Below are 25419 nucleotides of genomic sequence, written 5' to 3'. Positions count from 1 at the left end.
AAACCTTCAATCCTTGGAAGCTTCTCCAACCCGTGATTCCCCGATGATTTCATACATTGACGAGGCATCTTTTTTCTTCTTTGCCTCTTCCACCGACAGCACGCGCACCTCCAGCCGTCTGGACCCAAAGGTTACAGCCACCACATCGCCAACCTTCACCTCATGCGAAGGCTTGACAGCCTTGCCATTGATTTCCACCCGCTGATTGGCCGCAAGCTCATTGGCAATCGTCCTTCTTTTCATGATTCTGGAAGCCTTCAAATATTTGTCAATTCTCATTTCTTCCTTGCCTCCCACGCTGACTCCATCACCTGAATCGACATGTCCAGCACATCTTTGGTTCTGGGCAGCGTTGCAATAATCGTATTGTTTGTATACCGGATGCGGATATCCTTGGAAATATTGGAGAAAATCTCAAACAGTTTCACACCATCCACCTGTGAGGAAAACAGGGTAGAGAACGTGATCTGCGGCTGTCCGTTCACTTCCCGGTAACTCTGTACATACGGCTCATTCAATAACAGATCCAGCTTCTTCTTCAGGAATAATGTCTGCACAGCCTTTGGCAGCTTTCCATACTGGTCCACAATCCCGGCCGCATACGCATCCAGTTCTTCTCTTGTCCTGATATTTTCAATCTGATGATACAGATCCAGCTTATCATAATCATTCGCCGAGAAGTTCTTTGGAATATACCCGGATACCGATACATTCGCATGCTTTTCTGTCACAGGTTTCTTTTCTTCCTGTTCCGGATGCGTCTTCTTCTGAATCGCCTCTTCCAGCATTTCAATGTACATATCGATACCAACCGTATCAATAAAGCCAGACTGATGCGGACCCAGAAGATCACCTGCACCGCGTATCGTCAGATCCCGCATTGCAATCTTATAGCCGGATCCCATCGTCGCAAACTCACGCACCGCCTGCAGTCTCTTCGCTGCCACCTCAGACAGCTGCTTCCTTGGCGGCACCAGCAGATACGCATATGCCTCACGGTCAGAACGTCCCACTCTGCCCTTGATCTGATACATCTGTGCCAGGCCGAAATCCTGGGCATTATCGATGATGATCGTATTGGCATTGGGAATATCGATGCCATTTTCCACAATCGTCGTACATACCATCACATCCACTTCATGATTGGTAAACCGCATCATCGCATCCTCAATGTCCTCACGGTCCATCTGTCCATGCACAATGCCAATCCGTGCTTCCGGCAAAAGATGCCGCAGCGTTCTTGCCACATTGTAAATCTGCTGGATGTTGTTATAGAGATAGTACACCTGGCCATGTCTTGCCAGCTCCTTCTCAATGGCTTCCACAATCAATCCCTGATTCTTCTCTGCCACATATGTCTGCACACTGTAGCGATTGCGGGGCGGTGTCTCCAGCTGTGACAAAGAACGGATGCCGATCAAAGACATCTGCAGGGTTCTTGGAATCGGTGTTGCACTCAATGTCAGCACATCGATGCCATTCTTCATCTCTTTGATCTTCTCTTTATGCTCCACGCCAAAGCGCTGTTCCTCATCCACCACCAGCAGGCCAAGCTGCTTGAAATGCACATCTTTGGACAGCAGACGATGCGTACCAATGACAATATCCACGGTACCCTTGCTCAACCCTTCCAGTGTATTCTTGACATCCTGTGCAGACTGGAAACGGTCCAGCACACGGATCGTTACCGGATAGCCCTCATACCGCTTCTGGAAGGTATGCAGATGCTGCTCAGCCAGGATTGTTGTCGGACACAGCACGGCTGTCTGATAGCCATCCGACACCGCCTTGAAGGAAGCACGCACCGCTACTTCTGTCTTGCCAAAGCCAACATCCCCGCACACCAGACGGTCCATCGGCTTGTCGCTTTCCATATCCCGCTTGACATCCTCAACCGCTTTCTGCTGATCCGGTGTCAGCTCATACGGAAAGCTGTTTTCAAACCGTCTTGTCATCTCATTGTCAGGTGAAAAGGCATGGCCGATATGCTGTTCACGGCTGGCATACAGTTCGATCAGCCGGTCGGCAATATGATTGACATTCTCCTGCAGCTTCGCCCGTGTCTTCTCCCATTCACCGCTGCCCAGCTTGTTCAATCGTGGTACAACACCCTCACGTGAAACAAACTTGCGCACCAGCTTGAACTGTTCCAATGGCACAAGAAGCTCGGCATCGCCGCGATACACAATCTTCAGGAAATCCTTGCGCACACCCTGAATCGTACGATTCTCAATACCGACATACTGACCGACGCCATACTGGGCATGCACTACATAATCACCTGGATTCAGCTCATCATAACCGGAAATCACCTGAGCAGAAGAGAACTTCTTCTCATAGCGGCTGTGATGATGGCGCACTTCAAACAGTTCATTGGAGGTGTACACTGCCACACCGGCATCTGCCAGCAGGAATCCTTCCGGATATTCACCCGTATAAAAGGAAATCCCATCCGGAATCTCACCGTCATCTTTCAGATCATGATACCGGATCTTCAGCTGCTTCAATGTATCCTTGACAGTATCCTGTTCCCGTTTATTCAGGACAATGACATTCTTTCCCGGTACATCAATCAGCTTTAACTTGATATCCAGCGGTTCATTAGGCACATGCACTTCCTGAATGTTGGAGATATTCGATGTCAGGGGATCTTCCGGCAGTTTCGTACAGTCAGATGCTATACGATGAATATCATGGTACATCGTATAAAAAGGCAGTGCTTTGCCTTCTGATACCATCTCCTGCAGATAGACGGCTGTCTCTTCCATCAGATGCTTTGCCCCATCAAAGACAGCATCCTGATCGGAATACAGAATCAGCGGATGTCCCATGTAATCCGCCAGGCATGCCGTCTTGTCAAGCAGTGCCGTATAGCGGTACATCCTTGGCTCCCGGATATGATGATCCAAAGCATCCAGATCACTTTCAATCTCACCAGACAGCAGGGCATCATTCTTTTCTGCTAATACCTTTTCTGCCTTCGTGCGGATGGCAGAAAGCTGTTCTTCGTTAAACAGAACATCTGATGCCGGTACGATCCGTACCTGATCAATCGTTTCCACTGTCTTCTGTGTAGAAGGATCAAAGAAGCGGATGGAGTCGATCTCATTGTCAAAGAATTCAATGCGGACAGGCTGCGGATTATTGATCGAGAAGACATCCACGATGCCGCCGCGGCAGGCAAAGCTCAGCGGCTGATCAATATGGGCTGTCTCACTGTAACCGCCAGCACGCAGTTTCCGCTTGAGATCATCCATACTGATGACATCATTCACCTTCAGAACCATGCAGGCATCCGCAAAGTCAGCCGGGAAGGGCAGATTGCGCAGATAGCCGGAAGGACATGTGACAACAACCTGTGCAGGCTTCTCCAATAGGGAAGAAAGTGCATCTACCTTGCCGGCTGTAATCTCCAAAGAAGAGGCCAGCGCTTCCATGCGCAGCGATTCATCCGCGCCAAAAAGGGCGCATTCATCCTGAGAGAGTAGGGATGAAACCCTCTCAAACAGACGCTGTGCCTGATACAGATTCTTTTTTACAACCAGAATGGGACGGGGTTTCTGCAGATAGGATGCACTGATCACAAGTGCTTCCTGAATCAAAGATGATAAAGGCAATGGTCCCCGGTTTTCTTTAAGCATTCGGACGGCTTCATTGTCCTTCAGACAGCCGGCCAGCCATTCTGGCATACCTGTATATTTCTCGCTGATAAGCCTGCTCCTTTCATAAGCCAAGTTATTCTAGCATCACAAACACAGCCGTGCATCATACTTTGCACGGCTGCAGAATTACTTTTTTGCTTTCATATTATAATCGTTCATCACCTGATCAAACGGACGGAATACCCAGTCATAGGCTGCTTTGGATGCATCCAGCAAAGCTGCATCATACACATCACGCTCTGCCTTTGGCACTGGTGACAGTACCCAGTCCGGTACAAGATCATGTTCACCGGCTGCACTGTGGCCGACCCCGATCCGCACACGGGCAATCTGATCCGTCTTTAACGCATCAATGATTGACTTCATGCCTTTCTGACCGCCGCCAGAACCAGAAGCACGGATCCGCACAGAACCCGTTGGCAGATCCATGTCATCATGCAGGATCAGGATATCAGATGGGTCGATATGATAGAAATTGACTGCCTGGGCAACCGCACTGCCGCTTTCATTCATATAGGTAAGCGGCTTCATTAACAGAACACTTTGTCCCTGGATCCGCACGGTCTGTACCAAAGCATTGAACTTTTTCACATCAATGCCGGTATCCAGACGGTCAGCCAGCAGATCAATGGCCATAAAGCCAGAATTATGCCTGGTCTTCTCGTACTCTTTGCCAGGATTGCCAAGCCCCGCAATCAGCTTCATTTCTTCTCCTCCGTAAAGGACGTACCAAAATCACTGTTAGCAGCCATCAGATCTTCCGCATCACGGGATGCGGACTCTGTCTGTTCCTTCGCATCTGTCTCTGTATTTGTTTCCGCATTGACAGATTCACTGCTTTCCTGCTGATCCTCATGCGAACCTGCATCCTTATTTTCAGTTTCAGCAGCTGTATCTTCTTCATGATCCGTTCCGGATTCAGCCTCATCCTTTTTTTCATCGGCCATATGCACACCGATATTCTTCAGCCATGCCTCACCAATTCTTGTCTGGTTGAACTCTTTGGCAACGGACATCATCTCATCCATCTTGTCCTGTTCACCATTGTCTTCATACAGTTTGACAAGCATGGCAGATGTCAGCTGCTTATACAGACCGATCAACTGCTTGGAATATGCCATATCCTGATAATCACCATCCATGACCTTTTCAAAGAAGGCTCGGCCAAGATCATCTTCCTTGTTATAGAACTTCAGGCAGGCAAGGGACAGTTGATAATCCAGACGTGTCTGATACCAGGCAAGATCACCGCCAAGATGGTCATACATTGCTTTAATCCTGTCTTCCTGTCCATCTTTCTGCAGAATGTTCGGAATGGCAAGGAAGTAATAGAAGAAGGAATCATCCTCGGACATCTTCTTTTCCTGTTTCAGATTTTCCAGGTCAATAGCAGCCAGCTGGCCGTCAAAATCTTTCTCCTCATAGCGGTTGTGATACGCTGTACCCCAGAGCTTGAGAATCTGAAACTTTGTTTTCTGTTCCAGGGTTGTGGAAGCCTCAATCTCTGTATCTACTGCCTGAAAGAAGTCATTCTCCTTGTCCAGCAGCCTGACAACATTGATCACCTTATCCATTCTTTTATTGCTTTTCTGCATGATCATCATTCTGACAACCATATAAATCATCAGGGCATACAGAAGAAATGTCATTCCTTTGCTCATAGTTCTGATCGGCGCGGATCTGCCCACATCCAGCAGTTGGAAACGCCTTCCTCCTTTTCCTGTCATCCAGCGGCCATGCCGCCTTCCATTTTCTTGCAGAAACTTCCTGCAGTCTTTGACATTATAGCCAAAAGCAGACATTGTGAAAATGCCATCAGATTTGCAATTTTAACATATGTCTTTTACCATGTTAGCGGAACAGATGTTCCCGAGGTACCTTATGTCTGAGCAGAAAAAGAAAAAAGGATTCCGCTTTAATCCAAAACTGACCATTACAATCGTAATTGTGATACTTGTTGCTGCCCTTGGTATCGGCCTGATTCTGAATTATCGCCGCAACAATGATGAGCAGAAGATCACTGCCAAAAATGCCAAAACAACGGCTGCTGCTTCTACGGCATCAAGCACGCTGCCGGCAGAAGCCTCTGATATCAACAGCTACACGTATTTGTTAAACAAGGATACTGCATCACTGGATCCTACCTATGTACCATCTGATCTTGCTGATCCGGAAAATGTACAAAGTACTTCCAGCGTCTTTGAAATCCGTGCAGAAGCTGCCACCCAGCTGGAAGCCATGGTCAAGGCCGCATCCGATGCCGGCATCACACTGTATGTATCTTCTGGATACCGCAGCTATGATGATCAGGACAAGCTGTATTCCAGCCAGGTGCAGCTGCTGACAGAAGCCAAGGCCATCACAGCATGTGAAAAGGCAGGATATTCCGAACATCAGCTCGGTCTTGCCGTGGATCTGACCGATGATGTCAATACAACAAGTCAGACCGAAGCCTTCGCAGATACAGATGCCGGCAAGTGGCTCTATGAACATGCCCATGAATATGGCTTCATTCTGCGCTATCCAAAAGGCAAGGAATCCATCACCAAGTACAACTTCATGCCTTGGCATTACCGCTATGTCGGCACAGATACAGCCAATGCCATGTATGCCATCTCTCCGGATGAGACGATGGAGGAGTACTTCAGTTCCAGCAATTAACAAAACAGCCGCGGGGCTGTTTTTCTTTAGCAGTTTCACCCCGCCCAAGTCTAAGGAGTAAATATGATCAGAATTCTATTTGTCTGCCATGGCAACATCTGCCGTTCCGTCGGTGCCCAGTACATCATGCAGGATCTTGTAAACAGAGCCGGGTGCAGTGATGACTTTTACATCGATTCCGCTGCCACATCCACAGAAGAAACCGGCAATCCAATCTATCCGCCTATGAAAGCAGCCCTGCAGAAAAACGGCATTCCCATTGGCAGCCACAGGGCAAGGCAGCTCAAAAGGGAAGACTATGAAAAATATGATCTGCTCATTGGCATGGATGAAGAAAACATCTTTCTGATGAAACAGATTCTCAAAGAGGATCCTGCTCATAAGATCCATTACCTGATGGAATATACAGATTCACCTGATCAAAAGATCGATGATCCATGGTATACAAGACAATTCCAGAAATGTACGGATAAGCTGGAAAATGGATGTAAAGGACTTTTTGCCTGGACCAAAAAGACATTACATACAGAAAAGTTTTGAATCTGATTCATTCATCATGACGCTGGAAGTGTTCCTCCTGTTGCGCAGCTGAATTTGCGCAAATTTTCAAACACATCAAATTGACATTGACAAACCTCACTATTATTATATAAAAGCGTTTGTTCTAAACATGTAAAAAACAGGAGGTGGCATGAATGAAGAGAACATACCAGCCTAGCAAAAGAAAAAACAAGGCGACTCATGGCTTCAGAGCACGTATGGCTACAGTAGGCGGTCGTAAGGTATTAGCAAGACGCCGTGCAAAGGGCAGAAAGGTACTTTCCGCCTGAAATCAACCACCGCGGGGTGGTTTTTTTATTCATCATGAAGAAGAAAAACAGAGTCAGAAAAGCAGAGGAGTTTCAGAAGATCATCCATACCGGCAAAAAGAAGGTATCTCCTGCGTATATCTTTTATTATCTGCCGAAGAAGGAAGAAGAAGCCCGGATTGGAATTTCACTGCCGAAGAAGATCGGCCATGCGGTTGACCGCAACCTGTATAAGCGGCAGGTGAGAATGATGTGCCAGGACTTGATAGACTTTCAGAATTATCCTCTGGATGGGGTGATTATTCTGCGGTTTTCCTATCGGGATCACAGCTATGCAGCGAACAAAAACATATTGGAAAAACTACTTACTGACGCTACAATAAAGTAGTTTACAAATAGGAGATTACGATGAAATTAAAGCCTCGTACAAAGAAGATTCTCACAGTGCTTCTGTTCGTGGGAATTGCCGCAACACTTACGGGATGTACTGTTCCGCGTGACAGCTCCGGCAATATCATTCTGATTGACACAACAACAACATTCAAACAGGTCATGAGTGATGAAAACTGGTTCAGTGCCATCTTCGTATGGCCGCTGGCACAGGCCATCAACCACATGACGCCGAAGATGGGTGTCGGCCTTGCCATTACTGTGATCACCGTCATTGTTAACGGCATTCTCGCTGCCGCAACTATCAAAGGAACCGTTGGTTCCCAGGAAATGCAGCTGATTCAGCCTGAGATCCAGAAGCTGCAGAGAAAGTATGAAGGCCGTGACGATCCTGCTTCCAAGCAGAAGATGGCTATGGAAATGCAGCAGCTGTATGCCAGTCATGATATTCATCCGATGGGCACCATGGTCGGAAGCTTCCTGCAGCTGCCGATCCTGATGGCAATGTATATGGCCGTCCAGAGAGCCGCTGCTGTACAGAATGGTTCCTTTATGGGACTGAACCTCAAGACAACACCGCTGACTGGCATGAAAGAGGGCCAGTGGATGTATCTGCTCATCTTTGCATTGATGGGACTGACACAGTTTGTGTCCATGTATCTGCCGATGCACTTTGCCAAAAAGAAGGCAGAAGCCGCTGCTGCCAAGCAGCACCGCAAGCCTGAAGAAACAAGCGGCAACCAGCAGAAACTCATGCAGATCTATATGATGGCCATGATCCTGATCTTCGGTCTGATGTGGCCGACTGCCATGACCGTTTACTGGACAATCAACTCCTGCGTCACAATTGTAAAGACGATCATTGTGCAGAAATACATCGATCACAAGCAGGCAGAAAAGAGGAAAGCATGAAAAACTATACCGGCAGTTCCATTGCAGAGATTCTGGAAGCAGCCGCTGAAGAAAACGGTGTTTCCAGCCAGGATCTTAAATACGTCATCACCAGCGATAACAAAGAAGAAGGCACCGTCAGTGCCGACGTCTATACGATGGAAGATGTCAAAGAATTCATCTTTGACTACCTTGGTGATTATTTCACCGGCATTGATGAAGACATCGAAGTTGCGATCGAAGAAACAGACAATGGCTTCATCGTCAACCTCAATGCGGATAACAATGCTGTTCTGATCGGCCACAATGGCAAGACACTGTCTGCCTTCAATACTGTTGTCCGCAGTGCAGTCAACGCCGCCTTTAAGAGCAGAATCAACGTTCTGATTGATGTCAACCACTACAAGGAAGACCGCTATTCCAAGCTGCGCTTCCTTGCTAAAAAGCTTGGCCGTCAGGTCCAGAAATCCCATGTCGATGTGGAAATGGATCCGATGCCGAATGATGAGCGCAAAGTCGTTCACCAGCAGCTTAATGAATGGCATAATCTGCGCACGGAATCTGAAGGTGAAGGTGCCAGCCGCCATGTCTGCATCCGCTATGTACCGGATGCGAATGAACCTGCTGAAAATACAGCAGAAAGTGAAGAAGCATAAGGGATATCGTGTACGATATCTCTTTTTTTCATCTATTATTAAGGTATGAAATGGACAAAGGAAGAATGCTGTACATGGATTAAAAGCCTCCATGTGGAAGGCTTTGATCTGCACCAAGAAGAAGACCACTATCAATTTGTCTCATCAAATGCAAATGGCAGTATCAACATCTACCCTGAGGACATTGTCGAGCTTTGCATCCAGGACAAAGAAGGCAAGACCACGTTCTACCTGCACTTTCACATTGAAGACAAAGAACATGATCAGGATCTGATCCATCAGATGCTTGTCTCGCTGCAGGAAACCGCCCGTAAGCGTATTCTGCAGGTTGTACTCTGCTGTACATCCGGACTGACTACATCCTTCTTTGCCCAGCAGCTTAACCAGGCTGCCGAAATTCTTCATGAAGACTTTGTCTTCTCAGCAGTCTGCTTCTCTGATTTGTATAAGAAGGGCTTTGACTGTGACATCATCCTGCTGGCCCCACAGATTCATTTCCAGTACAAAAAGGTCAAAGACGTTTTCCACGATCAGCTTGTAATCCGGATTCCCGCAGATATTTTTGCGGCTTATGATGCCGGCAGAATGCTGGGATTGCTGCAGAAAGAATATATGCAGCACATTGATGAAAGCATTGGCGAAGAAAACATTCCACTGCGTTCCATCTATGACAATCCATACCGCATCCTGACCATCGCTGTCATCAGTCACCGCCAGCAGACACGCTTTGGCTACCGTATCTATGACCATGGCAGTAAAACCCTGGACAAAGAAGTCATTAAGCCTGACATCACGCTGCAGGACCTTTTCGATCTGCTGGACTATGTGATGATGCGCCATCACAACATCGATGCCATCGGTATTTCCTTACCAGGCGTTGCCAACCATGGCTTCCTCAACCTTGAACATTCCGACTTTGATCACTATAACCTCGCCGATGCCATCACAAAACGCTATCACCATCCCGCTATCATCCTGAATGATGTCAATGCCATGGCTCTTGGCTACCATGCGATGCATGAAGACAGTGACGACATGGCCTTCTGCTTCATGCCCCATGGCCAGATGGATCTTGGTGCCGGGCTGATTATGGATGGAAAGCTGCGCCTTGGCTATGCCCACCATGCCGGTGAAATGCACCACCTGCTCAAAGCATTCTGTCCCAACATCTCATCAGATAACATCACGCCGGAAAGTACCAGACAGCTGTTAGTCATCTCAATCCTGTCACTGATCTCCACACTTGCCCCGGCAAGAATCGTCTACTATTGCGAACTGTGCCCAGACCCTGATGAAATATGCAATGCACTGGCAGAGTACATTGAACCTGCCTATATTCCCGAAATCATCCACGTCAACCGTCTCAAACGCTACCAGCTGCCCGGCACCATGATCCGCTGTCTGGAAGTACTCAACAGGCATACCATCAAGGAACATATGAAATACTGACACTTCTGGCATCTATTGCAGAGGTTTTTTTCTGTGGAAAAGCCGTCTTACATTCCCATCATCCACAGTGGATAACTTTCTACCGCAAGAGTTTTCCACATATTGTAAAAAGCCTGTAAATAAGCCTACTTTTCCACTGTCGTACAATTTTATACACGGTGGAGAACAGGATTCTCATACCACTTTTCAACAGTGTTTTCCCCGATCCACAAAATGAATTTTCCACATATGTTGAAAACTGTTGATAACAGCAAAATAGTCAGTATTTATGCATATTTTTTCATGTTAGTAAAATGTTAAAAACAAGTCATGTTCTGATGATTTTCCACATTTTTATGAGTTATGCACAATGTGGATATTTTCTCCACAAATTATCCACACCCTGAATTTTGTGGAAAAGTGTGGAAAACTTTCTTTTAACCTGTATTTATCGTATGATCTGCATTTACTGCTATTGTGGAGAAAATAGTTTTCAACAATTTTCATGTGGATTTTACCATCGTGCATGCCTACAATAGTCGTGCTGTAAGCAAGCAATACAGGAGTTTTCATGATAACAGAGAACAAAGATATGTACCTTCAGGATGTCTGGGGGAAGGTACTGCAATATCTGCAGATGAACTGCAATATGGAGCCAGAGATCATCGATAATTTTTATCGTCCTTGTTCTCTGTACGATTTAACATCGTCCAAGGCTGTCATCCTCGCCCCGACGATCGTCAACAAACAGATTCTGCAGCCGGAGTCAGAAATGATCTCAGCCGCATTTACAGACATTCTGCAGGCCGATTCGCCTATCACGGTAGAAATATGCCGGAAGGACGATCTGCACAATGTCATGCGTTCTAACAGCCTTCCTGAGCAGGATCTCGATGAAGCATCCTTTCCATCCATGCCCATTCAGAAGGACCGCACCTTTGACAACTTCGTCGTCGGTGACTGCAACCGCGAATCCCATGCGGCTGCCCTGGCATGTGCTGCCAAGCCCGGACAGTTCTTCAATCCCTTATTTATCTATGGCAATTCAGGCCTTGGCAAGACACACCTGTTAATGGCCATCGCCAACTACGTATTGAAGAATGATCCCACCCGCAAGGTGTATTACACTGAATCTTTAAAATTCGTTGAAACAGTTGTCAATGCCATCCGTGATAACAAGATCGAACAGTTCAAGCGGTACATGTACTCCGTCGATCTGCTGCTGATCGATGACATCCAGTTTCTGGCAGGCAAAGAAAAATCACACGAAATCTTCTTTACCATCTATAACGAACTGATCAATAACCGCAAGCAGATCTGCATTGCCTCAGACCGCCAGCCCAATGAAATCAAAGGACTGGAAGACAGACTGATTTCCCGCTTCTCCAGCGGTCTGAGCGTTGGCATTGATTCACCGGAATTTGAAACATCACTCGCCATCCTGCAGATGAAGATCCGCCAGAACGGCTATGGCATTGAAGATGTTGACCCGGAAGGCCTGGCCTATATTGCCTCCAACTTCTCCGGCAATGTCCGTAACCTGGAAGGGGCATGGAACAGAGTGCTCTTCTATGCCATCCAGTTCCAGCCAGACGGCGGCGTCATCCGCTTTGAAACCGTCATGAATGCCCTGAAGTCGCAGGCCGTCGTCTCAGACAAGACCGGTCTTTCACCAAAGAAGATCATCCAGGCTGTGGCTGACTACTATGGCCTGACCCACCAGCAGATTACATCCAAGACAAGAACAAAGAACATCGCCAATGCCCGCCACATCTCCATCTACCTGTGCCGGCATCTGCTCAATCTGTCCTACATCAAGATCGGCGAAGAATTCGGCGGGCGGGATCATTCCACGATCATCAGTGCCTGCACCAAAGTCAGCCGCCAGATCAAGAGTGACCCTGCCATGGCAACCGCCATCCAGCAGATCGAAAATTCCATCAAACAGTAAAAAGTTTTCCACAGTTATCCACCGGTTATCCACACCGCATCAATGCTGGAAAACACGCATTTCTACAAGCTGTTTCATGCTTTATCCACAGTTTCCACAGGCTTAGTAATAATAAGCCTGATAAAAGATATAAAATAACAGACAGGAGGCCAACCGCCATGAACTTCACCGTATCCAAAAACAAATTCTACGCAGCTCTGCAGAACGTCGCCCATGCGATTTCTCCAAACAGTCCGCTGCCCGTCTTAAAAGGCATTAAGATCAACGCCAATGAACCTGACAACCTCATCCTTACTGCCAGCAATAACGATCTTGCCATTCAGACATCCTTAAGCAATGAACAGGACAAGGATCTCAACCTGACCATCGAAGAAGGAGGCGCAGTTGTCATTGATGCCAAATACCTGCTTGATATTGTCCATAAGATTGATGGCGATACACTGCATATGGAAATCATCGACGGTGCTCTGACCATGGTCAAAGGACAGAATGCCCAGTACCGCATCAATGGCATGAAAGCAGATACCTACCCAACCATTGACCTTTCCAAACCAACCGATGCCATCACAACCAAGGCAGACCAGCTGGCAGAGATCATTGATGAAACAGCGTTTGCCGCAAGTGATCAGGAAACCCGTCCGGTTCTGACCGGCGTCAACTTTGCCCTGCATGACGGTGTTCTGGAATGCACGGCAACTGACTCTTACCGCCTGGCCAAGAAAACCATTCCTTTTGCCAGCGACCTTACCTTCCGTGTCACCATTCCTGCCAAGAGCCTCAATGAAGTCAAGGCGATCATGTTGCAGGAGGCAGACAAGGATATCGAAATTGCCCAGAATACCAAGAAGGCACAGTTCTCCAATGGTACTGTACTGCTGCAGACAAGACTGCTCGATGGTGGCTATCCGGATACAGACCGCCTGATCCCGAGAGAATTCCATCATACTTTGACCATCAGACGTTCCACACTGCTCAGTGCCCTGGACCGCTGCATCTTCAAGAGTGACAACATGACTGTCAACCGCCTGCAGTGTTCCCAGGATGATGTCATCTTCTCCAATGGCTCTCAGGAAATCGGCGACTTCCAGCAGTCACTGATGGAAGAGGGGACAAAGTTCGAAGGTGATCCGATCGATATCAGCTTCTCCGGTGCCTATGTTCAGCAGGCAGCCAGAGCTCTCAAGGGAGACACCATTGAAATCTGCTTCTCAGGACCAATGAAACCATTCATCCTGAAAGATCCTGCCAACGATACGATCCTGCAGCTCGCTCTGCCGGTACGCACTTATAACTGATCACATACAAGCTCCTGCCCAAGGAGCTTTTTTGATGCCTTTCTGCACGGTTGTTTCAGCCTGCTTTCATTCCCCGGAAATGCCTTGTTTATCGGCAAAAATCAACATTTTTATGGTATAATCCAAGAGTGGATTTTTCATTTGAAAAGGAGCCCGTCATGACCAGAGAAAAGACAGAATATATCACCCTTCAGCAGTTTCTCAAAAAGGCAGGACTCGTCCAGTCCGGCGGCGAGGCAAAGGTCATGATTCTGCAGGAAACTGTCAAAGTAAATGGCATTCCTGAAACCCACAGAGGCAGAAAACTGTATCCCGGTGATATCGTAGAAGCCTGCGGCAGAAAGCTTGTCGTTGGCTGATGCATGTAAGCAATCTGAAACTGCATCAGTTCCGCAACTATGAGCAGGCTGAAATTACCTTCTCTGATGGCATGAACGTAATCACGGGTGATAATGCCCAGGGAAAGACAAACCTGCTGGAAAGCCTTGTTTATTTGTCTTTGACAAGGTCTTTCCGCATCAACAATGAGCGCCGCCTGATCAAAGATGGCTGCGAGTATGCGGACATCCGCTGCACGCTTCATGAAAACAATGAAGAAAAAGTGCTGCGGGCCCTGATCACACCCAAAGGAAAGACACTGCTGATCGATGGCAATGCCATGAAAAAAAGCAGTGACTTCATCGGCATTCTCAATGTCATACTCTTCTCACCGGATGATCTTGGCTGGTTCACGGCATCTCCCATGGACCACCGCCGCCTGCTCAGCCAGGAAATTGCCAAGATTTCACACAAATACATGCATGCTCTCTACAGCTATCAAAGCCTGCTCAAACAGCGCAATATTGTGCTGAAGCAAGAGAGCGTAGATGAAACCTTCCTGGATACGCTGGATGAAGAAATGGCTGCCCAGGAAGCTGTCATCATTCGTGCCCGCCGCTACTTCACAAGCCAGATCAATCAGAATCTCGGCAGTCTCTTCCATACCTTGTCAAAAGAAAACCATCAGGTACAGGCTGTCTATGCCTGCTGCATGGATGGCAATGCAGACAGGCAGGACATCCAGAACATGCACAAAGAAAGCCGGCTGAAAGACCGCCAGTACCAGACGACCACAGCCGGTATTCACCGGGAAGATTTCACCTTTGATCTGGATGGCAGAAGAGCAATTGATGCGGCATCCCAGGGACAGAAGAGAATGATTCTGCTGGCCTATAAGATGGCCCTGCATGCCTGTATTGAAAACAATACCGGCCGCAATGCCATATACCTGCTGGATGATGTGCTCTCGGAACTGGATCTGACCAGACAGCAAACCCTGCTGGAAATGATCCGCGGTTCACAGTGCATCCTGACAGCGACCAGCATACCCGCATTTTTAAAGACAGATCACATGAAAGAATACCGGATCAAAGCCGGTACGATTACAGAAATGGAGGCATTATGAGTACAGAAGACGATTTCAGGCGCAAAGAGGAAGAAGAACTGCTTCAGGAAGAGCCGGATATCTCCCATGCCGTGATTGGCCAGGAACTGGATATGAAGGCTACCCAGGAATATGATGATTCCGAAATTCAGGTTCTGGACGGCCTGGAGGCAGTCAGAAAGAGACCGGGCATGTATATTGCCACGACATCTTCCCGCGGTCTGCACCACCTGATCTGGGAAATCGTAGACAATGGCATCGATGAAGCCATGGCCGGCTATGCCTCTACTGTTACCGTCACAATTGATAAAAACAATGCAGTACAGGTTGATGATGACGGCCGCGGCATGCCTACCGGCACCAATGCCAAGACCAGGAAATCAACGATTGAGACCATCTTTACTGTCCTGCATGCCGGCGGCAAGTTCGGCGGCGGTGCCTACAAGATCTCCGGCGGCCTCCATGGCGTCGGTGCATCCGTTGTCAATGCCTTGAGCACATGGCTGGAAGTCACCGTCTATCACGAAGGCAAAGTTTACTTTGTCCGCTTTGAAAACGGCGGCCATGCCGTAGCGCCATTGCATGTCATCGGTACCTGCGACCCGAAAAAACATGGCTCTACTGTCCGTTTCCAGGCAGATCCGACCATCTTCCAGGAGACCACTGTTTATGACCATGATACGGTCAGAAACAGGCTCAGACAGCTTGCCTTCCTGAACAAGGGCATCCGCCTTGTCTTCCATGATGAACGCATGGAAGACCCTGAAAAACGGGATTACACATTCCTATATGAAGGCGGCGTGCGTGAATATGTTGCCTTTTTGAACAAGGACAAGGAAGTCGTCAACCCGGATATCATCTATGCCGAAGGCTATGAATCCGATATCCAGGTAGAAGCAGCCATTCAGTACAACGATGGCTACAACCAGTCTGTCTATACCTTCTGCAATAACATCAACACGGTAGAAGGCGGCACCCATCTGGAAGGCTTCAATCTTGCCCTGCAGCGTGAGATCAACAAGTATGCCAGAAATGCAAAACTGCTCAAGGACAAGGATCCCAACCTGTCTACCGAAGACTGCAAGGAAGGTATCACCGCTGTCATCTCCGTCAAGCATCCGGATCCGCAGTATGAAGGACAGACCAAGACAAAGCTTGGCAACAGCGAAGTCAGAAAGATTGTCTCAGATATCTTCGGCTCTCAGCTGGAAAAGTTTCTGATGGAGAATCCGGATGAGGCCAAGGCCATCGTCGAGAAGTGCTCCCTGGCATCCCGGGCTAGAATTGCAGCAAAGAAAGCCAGAGAGATGACCAGAAGAAAGAATCCGCTGGAAGTGGGTTCTCTGCCTGGCAAGCTTGCGGACTGCTCAAGCAAGGATGCCAGCATTTGTGAAATCTATATCGTCGAGGGAGACTCCGCTGGCGGCTCTGCCAAACAGGGCAGAGATTCTCACTATCAGGCCATCCTGCCTTTAAGAGGTAAGATCCTGAACGTTGAGAAAGCCAGGGAGGAACGTGCCTTTGATAATAATGAGATCCGCTCCATGGTTACGGCCTTTGGCTGCGGGATCAAGGAAGAAGTAGATGTATCCAAGCTGCGTTACAACAAGATCGTCATCATGACCGATGCCGATGTTGATGGTGCGCATATCCGGACACTGCTGCTGACATTCTTCTACCGCTACATGAAACCAGTGCTGGAACAGGGCCATGTCTACATTGCCCAGCCGCCTCTGTACAAGGTACAGAAGGGCACCAGTGTGAAGTATGCCTATACCGATCATCAGCTGGAACAGGTGAAGGCGGAGATGGGCTCCAAGATCTCGATTCAGAGATACAAAGGACTTGGTGAGATGGATCCTTCCCAGCTGTGGGAGACAACCATGGATCCAAAGAATCGCACCCTGATCAGAGTCACCGTCGATGATGCCGAGGAAGCAGACCGCAATTTCAGCATGTTGATGGGTGAGGAAGTAGAACCCCGCAAGCGTTTCATTATTGATAACGCCCACTTTGTAGAGAATCTGGATGTCTGAGGAAAGAAGGTAAGTTATGGGATTAGACGATTTCATGGAATTTGACGAAGAAAACTTCGACCCAGGCAATATCACCGAAACAGATTTATCTCACGAGATCCGCCGTGACTTTCTGGAATACTCGATGTCTGTCATCGTGGCCAGAGCCCTGCCGGATGTAAGGGATGGACTGAAACCGGTACAGAGAAGAATTCTCTATGCCATGTATCAGATGAACAATGGACCTGACAAGCCATACCGTAAGTGTGCGCGTATTGTCGGTGATACTATGGGAAAATATCATCCTCATGGCGATTCTTCCATCTATGGTGCCCTTGTCTATATGGCCCAGGACTGGAACATGAGAGAAGTACTTGTCGATGGTCATGGCAACTTTGGCTCCATGGATGGCGATGGCGCTGCTGCCATGCGTTATACCGAAGCCAGAATGTCCAAGATTGCCGTAGAGATGCTGCGGGATCTGGATAAAGAAACCGTGGATATGCAGGACAACTATGATGGCGAAGAAAAAGAACCGGTTGTACTGCCATCCCGTTTTCCAAACCTGCTTGTCAATGGCTCCATGGGTATTGCCGTAGGCATGGCCACCAATGTAGCCCCGCACAATCTTGGTGAGGTCATCGATGGCTGTGTTGCTGTCATGGACAATCCGGAAATGACTGCAGTTGAACTGATGCAGTACATCAAAGGACCGGACTTTCCGACCGGCGGCTATATCCTTGGCCGCAGCGGCATCAAGCGCGCCTTTGAAACTGGCCGGGGCTCCATCATCATGCGCGGCAAAACCCGCATCGAAGACATGCCGAATGGCAAAAAGAGAATCATCATCTACGAGATTCCCTATGCTGTAAACAAGGCCACCATGGTCGAGAAGATTGCTGCGCTGGCCCGTGAAAAGCAGATTGAAGGCATCACAGACCTGCGTGATGAATCCAACATGGACGGTGTCAGAGTCGTCATTGAACTGCGCAAGGACGTCCAGCCGGAAGTCATTCTCAACCAGCTGTACAAGCTGTCACCGCTGCAGTCAAACTTCGGCGTCAATAACGTTGTCCTGTTTGACGGTGTACCGCGCACCACATCCATGAAGGATATGCTTGTCGGCTACATCAAGTTCCAGGAAGAAGTCATCACCAGAAGGACGCAGTATGACCTGCGCAAGGCCAGTGAAAGAGCCCATATCCTGGAAGGACTGCGCATTGCCGTCGATAATCTGGATGCGATCATTCATACGATTCGTGATTCCAAGGATGCCAATGAAGCCATGCCAAGACTGATGGACGGCTTTGGACTGGATGAGATCCAGGCAAAGGCCATCCTGGATATGCAGTTCAGAAGACTGACAGGTCTGGAACGCGAAAAGATCGAGAATGAATACCAGGATCTGCTGCTCAAGATTGCGGACTATCAGGATATTCTGTCCCATCATGAGCGCATCGTACAAATCCTCAAGGATGAAATGCTCGAGATCAAAGCAAGATACAACACACCAAGACGCAGCGAGATCATTGATGCACCGGAAAGCATGGATGATGAAGATCTCATCCCGGTAGAGAATGTCATTGTCTCACTGTCGTCCAATGGCTATGTCAAGCGTCTGACCACAGATACCTACCGTGTACAGAACCGCGGCGGCAAGGGCATCAAGGGCATGGAACTCAATCATGACGATGTCATTGACCAGTTCATTAACATGTCGACCCATGATTATCTGCTTGTCTTCACCAATACCGGCAGAGTCTTCCGGATCAAGGGCTATAACATTCCTGAATTCTCCAGAACATCAAAGGGTATTCCGATGATCAACATCATTCCAATGGATAAGACAGAGAAGGTCAAGGCCATGGTGCCATATGCCGACACTGGTGATGACAAAGTCAAATACCTGTTCTTTGCAACAAGCAACGGCCTGGTCAAGAGAACACCAATTTCAGAATTTGAATCGATCATGAAGAATGGCAAGAAGGCTATTACTCTGCGTGATGATGATGAACTTGCCTTTGTCAAAGGCACTACCGGCCACAATGAGATCATCCTGGCTGGTTCCAACGGCAAAGCAGTCAGATTCGCTGAAGATTCGATCCGGCCAAGTGGAAGAGGATCCATGGGTGTCAAAGGCTTCAATACCGATGGCAGTACGGTCATTGGCATGGCTCTGGACAGTGAAGGACAGTATATCCTCACTGTCAGCGAAAACGGCTATGGCAAGAAATCACTGCTGTCAGAATACAGACAGACAAACCGTGGTGCCAAGGGTGTCAAAGCTGCCAGCATCAACGAAAAGACGGGCAGCCTGGTATGCATGAAAGCCGTCAACGGTGATGAAGACTGCATGATCATGACCAATGACGGTATCGTCATCCGCATCTCGCTCAAACAGGTATCTGTCTATTCCAGAAGTGCAGCCGGTGTCAGACTCATTCATGTCTCCGGTGATTCCAAAGTACAGACCATCTCCATCCTGGAACCGGAAGAAGATGAAGAAACTGCGGAAACAGCAGACAAAGAGAAAGAAGAACCCGCAAAAGAAGCAGAAACACCGGAAACAGACGATGATTCTGCCAAATAAGCACTGAACACATCTCAACAGAACATCAGATCTGGCAGATAAACTAATTAACTGCCAGATCTTTTTTGATGCATTATGATGATCAGAATTGAATTGCATGCATATATCAAATTATATTTAATAAAATGATAATTAGAATAATTAAATAATTGAACACATAAGCATATAAGTTGAAATGAAATAAAAAATAATTTATAAAAATTTAGCACTTAACTATTGACAGTGCTAAACAAGTGATTACTATTATGGGTGTAAGAGGTGAGAGCCTCAGGGAGGTAATAACATGAGATACGCACCTGAAAGAAGTTTGTTTGAAGATATGTTCAATGAGTTTGGCCTGAATTCCACAGGTCTGATGAGAACAGATGTCCATAAGAAGGATGGCAGCTACAGCTTAGAGGTTGAGCTGCCGGGATATCACAAGGATGATATCAGAATTTCTCTGTACAATGGTGAGCTGACGATCCGTGCACAGCACAATGAGAGTAAAGAAGAGAAAGATGCCAAGGGTGAAGTCATTCATTCCGAGCGCAGCTATGGTGCCGTGAGCAGAACGTTCTACGTCGGTGATCATGTGAAGGAGAGCGACGTACATGCGTCCTATAACAACGGTATTCTGACTGTGACGGTTCCTTCCGCTGAGAAGAAAGAAGCCGAAGAGAAGAAGTATATTGATATCCAGTAATCAGTAAAGAGAAGTTTGATCAGTAAAGGAGATGATTGCAATGAGGTTCATGCCGGATGTGAGAGATGATTTTGATCTGTTTGATGATGTCTTTGACAATGGGTTTGATGTTCCGATGTTCAATCAGGAGCCTGTGCTGAAGACAGATGTGGTTGAGAAAGACGGCAAGTATATCATGAAGACAGATCTGCCGGGCTTTGCAAAGAATGATGTCAAGGTAACACTTGAAAACGGTACATTGAGCATTCACGCTTCCCGCCATGAGAACAAGGACGAGAAGGACAAGAAGGGCAAGGTGCTGCGCCGTGAGAGAAGATACGGATCCTACAGCCGCAGCTTCTATGTAGGCAATCAGGTGAAGGATTCCGATGTGAAGGCAAACTATAACAATGGTGTACTGACCATTGAGCTGCCTGCTAAGGAAGACAAGAAAGAGATCCCTGAAAAGAAGTATATCGCAATCGAATAAACCCCTCTCAAATAAAAAAGACAGGCAGTGCCTGTCAAAGAAATTGGATTTGGACTACTTTCTGTCCTTATCCTTTTTCTTTTTTTTCTTCTTATCTTCAGACTTTTCTTTATCCTTGTCTTTCTCTTTCTTCTTCGCTTCCGGCGCATCTTCTTTCCGGGCAGCCATATCTTTACGAATCAATCCTTCCAGGTACGGCTTCACGCCATTTTTTCTCTGCAGCCACTCAATAATATCTTTCTCTGACTCCAGGTTGAAACGCATGGAGAAGGACCGATACTTTTCCCTGTTATAGGCGTTATTGTAATCCAGCTTCTTGGCATATGAACTTTTTGTACGTGTCATTTTGCCCTCCTTTATATATGCGGCATGATTCAAAATGGTTTTGCATGAATGGTGCTGTTCGCCCTCATGTTAGCATGTTGAATCTCTGTTGACAATGTGTTTTTAGAATGGTTAAATGGGGTAAAGCGCTGAAGAGATCTAGTACTTTTGTGGCTGCAGTGCAGAGAGCCGGCATCTGATGAAAGCTGGTATGCAGCAGAAAGGAAGTCCATCTTGGAGTGAAGCTAATTCCTTCCGGCTGCGTCCGTTATCCGATATGAGAGGCTGATATTGTTTCACGTGAAACATATTGGCAATCAGGGTGGCACCGCGAACAACACATCGTCCCTATAGGATGGTGTTTTTATTTTCAGAAAGGAGTCGAACATGATCGACATCAAATTAATCCGTGAAAATCCGGATCTCGTCAAAGAAAACATCAAAAAGAAGTTTCAGGACGAAAAGCTGCCTCTTGTTGATGAAGTAGCCAAGTTTGACAAGGAACACCGTGAAGTCAAACAGAAGGGCGATGAACTCAGAGCAGAGCGCAACCGTCTGTCCAAGTCCATCGGCAGCCTGATGCGTGAAGGCAAGAAGGACGAAGCACAGAAGGTCAAGGATCAGGTCAAGTCCATGGGTGATGAACTTGAATCTCTGGAAACAAGAGAAAAAGAACTGGATGATGAAATCACCAAGAGAATGATGGTTATCCCGAACATCATTGATCCATCTGTGCCGATTGGTAAGGATGACAGTGAGAACGTAGAAAACGAACGTTTCGGTGAGCCAAAGGTTCCGGACTTCCCGATTCCGTATCATACAGATATTCTGGAAAGCCTGGATGGACTTGACATTGACTCTGCCGGCCGCACATCCGGCAATGGCTTCTATTATCTGAAAGGTGATGTTGCCAGACTGCATTCCTCCATTCTTGCCTATGCGAGAGACTTCATGATCAACAAGGGCTTCACATACTTCGTGCCGCCATTCATGATCCATGGCAATGTCGTCAATGGCGTCATGTCCTTCAAAGAAATGGAAAACATGATGTACAAGATCGAAGGCGAGGACCTGTATCTGATCGGTACATCTGAACACTCCATGGTTGGTCGTTTCATTGGTCAGATTCTCAAGGAAGAAGATCTGCCGCAGACGCTGACATCCTACAGCCCGTGTTTCCGTAAGGAAGTTGGTGCCCATGGCATTGAAGAAAGAGGTCTGTACAGAGTCCACCAGTTTGAAAAGCAGGAAATGGTCGTCGTCTGCAAGCCAGAGGATTCCATGTACTGGTATAACCAGCTGTGGAAGTATTCTGTTGAATTCTTCCGTTCTATGGATATCCCGGTCAGAACGCTGGAATGCTGCTCCGGTGACCTGGCTGACCTCAAGGTCAAGAGCTGCGACGTCGAGGCATGGTCTCCGCGTCAGAAAAAGTACTTTGAAGTCGGATCCTGCTCTAACCTTGGCGATGCCCAGGCAAGAAGACTGAAGATCAGAGTGAAGGGCAAGGATGGCAACTACTTCCCACATACACTGAATAATACTGTTGTAGCACCACCGAGAATGCTGATTGCATTTGTTGAGAACAACCTGCAAGCAGATGGATCTGTATTGATTCCAAAGCCTCTGCAACCATATATGGGCGGTCAGACTGTTCTTGTTCCTAAGAAAAAGAAGTAATGCGTCAAAGCTGCAGGTGAAATCCTGTGGCTTTTTGTTTCACGTGAAACATTCCAAACCTCACAGTTGCCACAAATCAAAAACTTTCATATAATAAACAGCGGTACAGCAAACATGTACTAATCTGGTCAGATCCGGAAGGAAGCAGCCATACGTTCCTCTGTTTGCGTGTACCACTTTTTATTATCATGGAAAAAACACCTGAATATTACATGAGACTTGCTCTGAAAGAAGCAGAGAAAGCAGTTGCCATTGATGAAGTACCTGTTGGCGCCGTGATCGTACAAAATGGCAAAGTGATTGCCAGAGCACACAATCTCAAAGAAAAAAAGATGCAGTCTACAGCTCATGCGGAAATGCTGGCTATTCAGAAAGCATCCAGAAAGCTGAACAACTACTATCTTGATGACTGTGATCTGTATGTCACTCTGGAACCCTGCATGATGTGCACCGGTGCGATCGTATTGAGCAGAATCCGGACATTGTACTATGGCACTGCTGATCCTAAAGGCGGATGTACGGATACACTGATTCAGGTACGAAACATCAAGCGCTTGAATCATCATCCGAATGTTATTTCTGGTGTACTACAGCCAGAATGTGCCGAGATTCTAAGCTCCTTTTTCAGAGAAAAGCGCAAACATCCAAAGAAGAACCGGAAACCTGTGCAGCCTGCATAAATATGCAGGTTTTTTGCTATAATAGGGGAACGAAGAGGAGAGTGTCTGTGAGCAAACTGGCATTATATCAGAAGTACAGATCATCTACATTTGACGAGGTTGTCGGGCAGGAAGTCACGGTGCGCACCATCAAGAATGCCATCAAAGAAAACAAGGTAGGACATGCCTATCTGTTCTGTGGACCAAGAGGCACGGGCAAGACAACGATGGCCCGTCTGCTTGCCAAGGCAGTCAATTGTGAAAATCCAGAAGAAGCACCCTGCGGTCATTGTGAAAGCTGCATCGCTGCAGCCAATGGCACCCATCCTGATATCATTGAAATCAATGCTGCCAATGAGACCCACGTGGATGATATACGTGACCTGATTGAACGGGCAAGACTGGCACCGATGGTTGGAAAGCATAAGGTCTATATCATCGATGAGGTGCATCAGCTGTCATCCGCAGCATCCTCTGCATTGCTGAAAACACTGGAAGAACCGCCTGAAAATGTCATTTTCATTCTGGCAACGACAGATCCTCAGAAACTGCTGCCAACCATCATTTCCAGATGCCAGCAGTTCAATTTCTATCGGATTAAAACAGATCAGATTCAGAATCATCTGCTGGATATTGCCAAAAAGGAAAATATTGAGATGGATGAGGGTGCGGCCAGAAAGATTGCCATCCTGGCCAACGGCGGTATGCGTGATGCACTGTCCATCATGGACCAGTGTGCTTCCTTTTCATCCGACAAGATACAGGAAAAAGATATCGACCGTATTTATGGTCTGACATCTTTGCAGGAACAGATTGATCTGCTGCAGAATCTGTTTGACCATGATCTGGCAAGTGTTCTTAACAGAATCCGCAGCTATGATGAAAGCGGCATTGATATGAACCGTATGTCAGATGCTCTGATTGCGGATCTGAAAGATGCGGCCGTGTACGGCTATACAAGACAGGCAGATCTATTGAAAGTACTGGATGAAGAACATGCAAAGCAGCTGAGCAAAGACCATTCACCGGCAATTCTGTTAAAAATGATTGATGTACTGATGGATGGCAAGAATAAATTCAAGCTTGCCCAGAGTGCTTCTTCGGCCTTTGAAGTGGTATGCCTGGAAACCATTGCGGCTATGGATGCACCAGTAGAGTCAGAACAGGTGCAGACGGTCAGAAAACCTGCTGCTGATAAGATAAAAGCTGAGCAAAAAGCCGAAAATAAGCCGAAACCTCCAGTATCCATGATGCAGCAGTCGTATGCACTGGAGCAGAATGAGGAGCACCCTGTCAGTGCAAACGAAGAAGTATTATCTTCAGCACCAATAGAAACAAAAACAGAAACATCATCTGATCTCAGCATGGATGATATTCTTGCCATTCTGCAGGTCTGCAATAAGGACGATAAGAGTGCAGATCAGCAGAAATACAGTCATCTGAATGAAATCATGGGTTTGGAAAAGGCAAAATGGAAACTGATGCTTAATGGCGTTGTGATTGCAGCAAGCGGAAAAGATCTGATCCTGTTTGCATGTGACAATGCCGCAAGTGCTTCCCGCATCAACAGTGACAAGGAAAACCGCGGGCTATATGGCTTTCTGCGGGATGATCTGCATATTGAAAAAAGGCCGTATGCGATCACATCAGGACAGTTTCAGGATGCGGCAAGGCAGTTTATGATCCGCAGAAAAAACAATACATTGCCCGATCCCTGGAAATGTGAATCATACAAAGATAACGAAGATATTCCGCATCAGGAAACATCAGAAGAAAAAGTAATCAATCTGTTTGGCAGAGAAAATGTACAGATCATATAGAGGAGAGAAAC

Annotated in this window: 23 protein-coding genes, 1 other RNA gene and 1 other annotated feature; of the genes, 19 read left to right on the top strand and 5 right to left on the bottom strand. The window is 47.3% G+C overall.

Features of this window, described 5'->3' with window-relative positions; all coding sequences use genetic code 11:
- Positions 1-6 precede the first annotated feature (6 nt).
- The 4 genes from DHU66_RS04040 to DHU66_RS04025 form a co-directional block, all read right to left on the bottom strand.
- Positions 7-279: an RNA-binding S4 domain-containing protein gene (locus DHU66_RS04040; protein WP_108774615.1), complete on the bottom strand. Its 273-nt coding sequence runs from the start codon at positions 277-279 to the stop codon at positions 7-9.
- Positions 276-3689: a transcription-repair coupling factor gene (gene mfd / locus DHU66_RS04035; RefSeq protein WP_108774614.1), complete on the bottom strand. Its 3414-nt coding sequence runs from the start codon at positions 3687-3689 to the stop codon at positions 276-278. Before mfd ends, DHU66_RS04040 begins: the two co-directional genes overlap by 4 nt.
- Positions 3690-3788: 99 nt before the next feature.
- Positions 3789-4367, bottom strand: a complete 579-nt coding sequence (pth, locus tag DHU66_RS04030) for an aminoacyl-tRNA hydrolase (RefSeq protein ID WP_108774613.1) — start codon at positions 4365-4367, stop codon at positions 3789-3791.
- Positions 4364-5323, bottom strand: coding sequence for a hypothetical protein (locus tag DHU66_RS04025; RefSeq protein ID WP_135358295.1), 960 nt, complete (start codon positions 5321-5323; stop codon positions 4364-4366). Before DHU66_RS04025 ends, pth begins: the two co-directional genes overlap by 4 nt.
- A 220-nt stretch (positions 5324-5543) precedes the next feature.
- On the opposite strand from DHU66_RS04025, the gene DHU66_RS04020 reads away from it, so the two are divergent.
- The 15 genes from DHU66_RS04020 (at position 5544) to DHU66_RS03950 (ending at position 20925) form a co-directional block, all read left to right on the top strand.
- Positions 5544-6323, top strand: coding sequence for a M15 family metallopeptidase (locus DHU66_RS04020; protein WP_209451734.1), 780 nt, complete (start codon positions 5544-5546; stop codon positions 6321-6323).
- Positions 6324-6386: 63 nt separating this feature from the next.
- On the top strand, positions 6387-6863 hold the full coding sequence (locus DHU66_RS04015) for a low molecular weight protein-tyrosine-phosphatase (RefSeq protein WP_108774611.1): 477 nt from the start codon (positions 6387-6389) through the stop codon (positions 6861-6863).
- A 155-nt stretch (positions 6864-7018) separates the two neighbouring features.
- A complete protein-coding gene (gene rpmH / locus DHU66_RS04010; protein ID WP_108774610.1) occupies positions 7019-7153 on the top strand; it encodes a 50S ribosomal protein L34 in 135 nt (44 codons plus the stop codon).
- 34 nt (positions 7154-7187) lie between these two features.
- A complete protein-coding gene (gene rnpA / locus DHU66_RS04005) occupies positions 7188-7520 on the top strand; it encodes a ribonuclease P protein component (protein WP_108774609.1) in 333 nt (110 codons plus the stop codon).
- Positions 7521-7540: 20 nt separating this feature from the next.
- Positions 7541-8434 (top strand): membrane protein insertase YidC, encoded by an 894-nt coding sequence (gene yidC / locus DHU66_RS04000; RefSeq protein ID WP_108774608.1) that lies wholly within the window; start codon positions 7541-7543, stop codon positions 8432-8434.
- On the top strand, positions 8431-9069 hold the full coding sequence (locus DHU66_RS03995; protein WP_108774607.1) for a Jag family protein: 639 nt from the start codon (positions 8431-8433) through the stop codon (positions 9067-9069). Before yidC ends, DHU66_RS03995 begins: the two co-directional genes overlap by 4 nt.
- Before the next feature lie 45 nt (positions 9070-9114).
- Positions 9115-10518, top strand: coding sequence for an ROK family protein (locus tag DHU66_RS03990; protein WP_108774606.1), 1404 nt, complete (start codon positions 9115-9117; stop codon positions 10516-10518).
- Between the two features lie 550 nt (positions 10519-11068).
- The gene (gene dnaA / locus DHU66_RS03985; RefSeq protein WP_245309377.1) at positions 11069-12448 is read left to right on the top strand and encodes a chromosomal replication initiator protein DnaA; all 1380 of its coding nucleotides are present in this window, start codon (positions 11069-11071) and stop codon (positions 12446-12448) included.
- 158 nt (positions 12449-12606) lie between these two features.
- A complete protein-coding gene (gene dnaN, locus DHU66_RS03980) occupies positions 12607-13743 on the top strand; it encodes a DNA polymerase III subunit beta (protein WP_108774605.1) in 1137 nt (378 codons plus the stop codon).
- A gap of 158 nt (positions 13744-13901) precedes the next feature.
- Entirely contained in the window at positions 13902-14102 is a 201-nt protein-coding gene (locus DHU66_RS03975) for an RNA-binding S4 domain-containing protein (protein WP_108774604.1), read from the top strand.
- Entirely contained in the window at positions 14102-15187 is a 1086-nt protein-coding gene (recF, locus tag DHU66_RS03970; RefSeq protein WP_108774603.1) for a DNA replication/repair protein RecF, read from the top strand. Before DHU66_RS03975 ends, recF begins: the two co-directional genes overlap by 1 nt.
- Positions 15188-15279: 92 nt before the next feature.
- A complete protein-coding gene (gyrB, locus tag DHU66_RS03965) occupies positions 15280-17202 on the top strand; it encodes a DNA topoisomerase (ATP-hydrolyzing) subunit B (protein ID WP_108774920.1) in 1923 nt (640 codons plus the stop codon).
- Positions 17203-17218: 16 nt separating this feature from the next.
- Positions 17219-19771, top strand: coding sequence for a DNA gyrase subunit A (gene gyrA / locus DHU66_RS03960; protein ID WP_245309376.1), 2553 nt, complete (start codon positions 17219-17221; stop codon positions 19769-19771).
- 283 nt (positions 19772-20054) lie between these two features.
- A complete protein-coding gene (locus DHU66_RS03955; RefSeq protein WP_108774602.1) occupies positions 20055-20456 on the top strand; it encodes an Hsp20/alpha crystallin family protein in 402 nt (133 codons plus the stop codon).
- Positions 20457-20496: 40 nt separating this feature from the next.
- On the top strand, positions 20497-20925 hold the full coding sequence (locus DHU66_RS03950) for an Hsp20/alpha crystallin family protein (RefSeq protein WP_108774601.1): 429 nt from the start codon (positions 20497-20499) through the stop codon (positions 20923-20925).
- 54 nt (positions 20926-20979) lie between these two features.
- Here DHU66_RS03950 and DHU66_RS03945 read toward each other — a convergent pair whose 3' ends face one another.
- Positions 20980-21270, bottom strand: coding sequence for a hypothetical protein (locus DHU66_RS03945; protein WP_108774600.1), 291 nt, complete (start codon positions 21268-21270; stop codon positions 20980-20982).
- Between the two features lie 119 nt (positions 21271-21389).
- Positions 21390-21602, top strand: a binding site (T-box leader).
- Positions 21603-21636: 34 nt separating this feature from the next.
- On the opposite strand from DHU66_RS03945, the gene serS reads away from it, so the two are divergent.
- The 4 genes from serS to dnaX all read left to right on the top strand — a co-directional run bounded on the left by serS (position 21637) and on the right by dnaX (position 25408).
- Positions 21637-22929 carry a serine--tRNA ligase gene (serS, locus tag DHU66_RS03940; RefSeq protein ID WP_108774599.1) on the top strand — a complete coding sequence of 431 codons (1293 nt, stop codon included), beginning with the start codon at positions 21637-21639 and terminating at the stop codon, positions 22927-22929.
- Positions 22930-23021: 92 nt separating this feature from the next.
- Positions 23022-23117, top strand: an RNA gene (ffs, locus tag DHU66_RS03935) — signal recognition particle sRNA small type.
- Positions 23118-23609, top strand: coding sequence for a tRNA adenosine(34) deaminase TadA (tadA, locus tag DHU66_RS03930; protein ID WP_108774918.1), 492 nt, complete (start codon positions 23118-23120; stop codon positions 23607-23609).
- A 47-nt stretch (positions 23610-23656) separates the two neighbouring features.
- Positions 23657-25408 carry a DNA polymerase III subunit gamma/tau gene (dnaX, locus tag DHU66_RS03925; protein ID WP_167836246.1) on the top strand — a complete coding sequence of 584 codons (1752 nt, stop codon included), beginning with the start codon at positions 23657-23659 and terminating at the stop codon, positions 25406-25408.
- Positions 25409-25419: the final 11 nt, after the last annotated feature.

The sequence above is a fragment of the Lactimicrobium massiliense genome, assembly GCF_900343155.1.
Lineage (GTDB): Bacteria > Bacillota_I > Bacilli_A > Erysipelotrichales > Erysipelotrichaceae > Bulleidia > Bulleidia massiliensis.
Note: the sequence above shows the minus strand (reverse complement) of the source record. Positions and strands in the feature narration are given on the sequence as shown.

Coding starts and splice junctions, on each gene's coding strand:
- DHU66_RS04040 (WP_108774615.1), bottom strand. CDS start 279: ATGAGAATTGACAAATATTTGAAGGCTTCCAGAATCATGAAAAGAAGG.
- mfd (WP_108774614.1), bottom strand. CDS start 3,689: ATGCCAGAATGGCTGGCCGGCTGTCTGAAGGACAATGAAGCCGTCCGA.
- pth (WP_108774613.1), bottom strand. CDS start 4,367: ATGAAGCTGATTGCGGGGCTTGGCAATCCTGGCAAAGAGTACGAGAAG.
- DHU66_RS04025 (WP_135358295.1), bottom strand. CDS start 5,323: ATGAGCAAAGGAATGACATTTCTTCTGTATGCCCTGATGATTTATATG.
- DHU66_RS04020 (WP_209451734.1), top strand. CDS start 5,544: ATGTCTGAGCAGAAAAAGAAAAAAGGATTCCGCTTTAATCCAAAACTG.
- DHU66_RS04015 (WP_108774611.1), top strand. CDS start 6,387: ATGATCAGAATTCTATTTGTCTGCCATGGCAACATCTGCCGTTCCGTC.
- rpmH (WP_108774610.1), top strand. CDS start 7,019: ATGAAGAGAACATACCAGCCTAGCAAAAGAAAAAACAAGGCGACTCAT.
- rnpA (WP_108774609.1), top strand. CDS start 7,188: ATGAAGAAGAAAAACAGAGTCAGAAAAGCAGAGGAGTTTCAGAAGATC.
- yidC (WP_108774608.1), top strand. CDS start 7,541: ATGAAATTAAAGCCTCGTACAAAGAAGATTCTCACAGTGCTTCTGTTC.
- DHU66_RS03995 (WP_108774607.1), top strand. CDS start 8,431: ATGAAAAACTATACCGGCAGTTCCATTGCAGAGATTCTGGAAGCAGCC.
- DHU66_RS03990 (WP_108774606.1), top strand. CDS start 9,115: ATGAAATGGACAAAGGAAGAATGCTGTACATGGATTAAAAGCCTCCAT.
- dnaA (WP_245309377.1), top strand. CDS start 11,069: ATGATAACAGAGAACAAAGATATGTACCTTCAGGATGTCTGGGGGAAG.
- dnaN (WP_108774605.1), top strand. CDS start 12,607: ATGAACTTCACCGTATCCAAAAACAAATTCTACGCAGCTCTGCAGAAC.
- DHU66_RS03975 (WP_108774604.1), top strand. CDS start 13,902: ATGACCAGAGAAAAGACAGAATATATCACCCTTCAGCAGTTTCTCAAA.
- recF (WP_108774603.1), top strand. CDS start 14,102: ATGCATGTAAGCAATCTGAAACTGCATCAGTTCCGCAACTATGAGCAG.
- gyrB (WP_108774920.1), top strand. CDS start 15,280: ATGAAGGCTACCCAGGAATATGATGATTCCGAAATTCAGGTTCTGGAC.
- gyrA (WP_245309376.1), top strand. CDS start 17,219: ATGGGATTAGACGATTTCATGGAATTTGACGAAGAAAACTTCGACCCA.
- DHU66_RS03955 (WP_108774602.1), top strand. CDS start 20,055: ATGAGATACGCACCTGAAAGAAGTTTGTTTGAAGATATGTTCAATGAG.
- DHU66_RS03950 (WP_108774601.1), top strand. CDS start 20,497: ATGAGGTTCATGCCGGATGTGAGAGATGATTTTGATCTGTTTGATGAT.
- DHU66_RS03945 (WP_108774600.1), bottom strand. CDS start 21,270: ATGACACGTACAAAAAGTTCATATGCCAAGAAGCTGGATTACAATAAC.
- serS (WP_108774599.1), top strand. CDS start 21,637: ATGATCGACATCAAATTAATCCGTGAAAATCCGGATCTCGTCAAAGAA.
- tadA (WP_108774918.1), top strand. CDS start 23,118: ATGGAAAAAACACCTGAATATTACATGAGACTTGCTCTGAAAGAAGCA.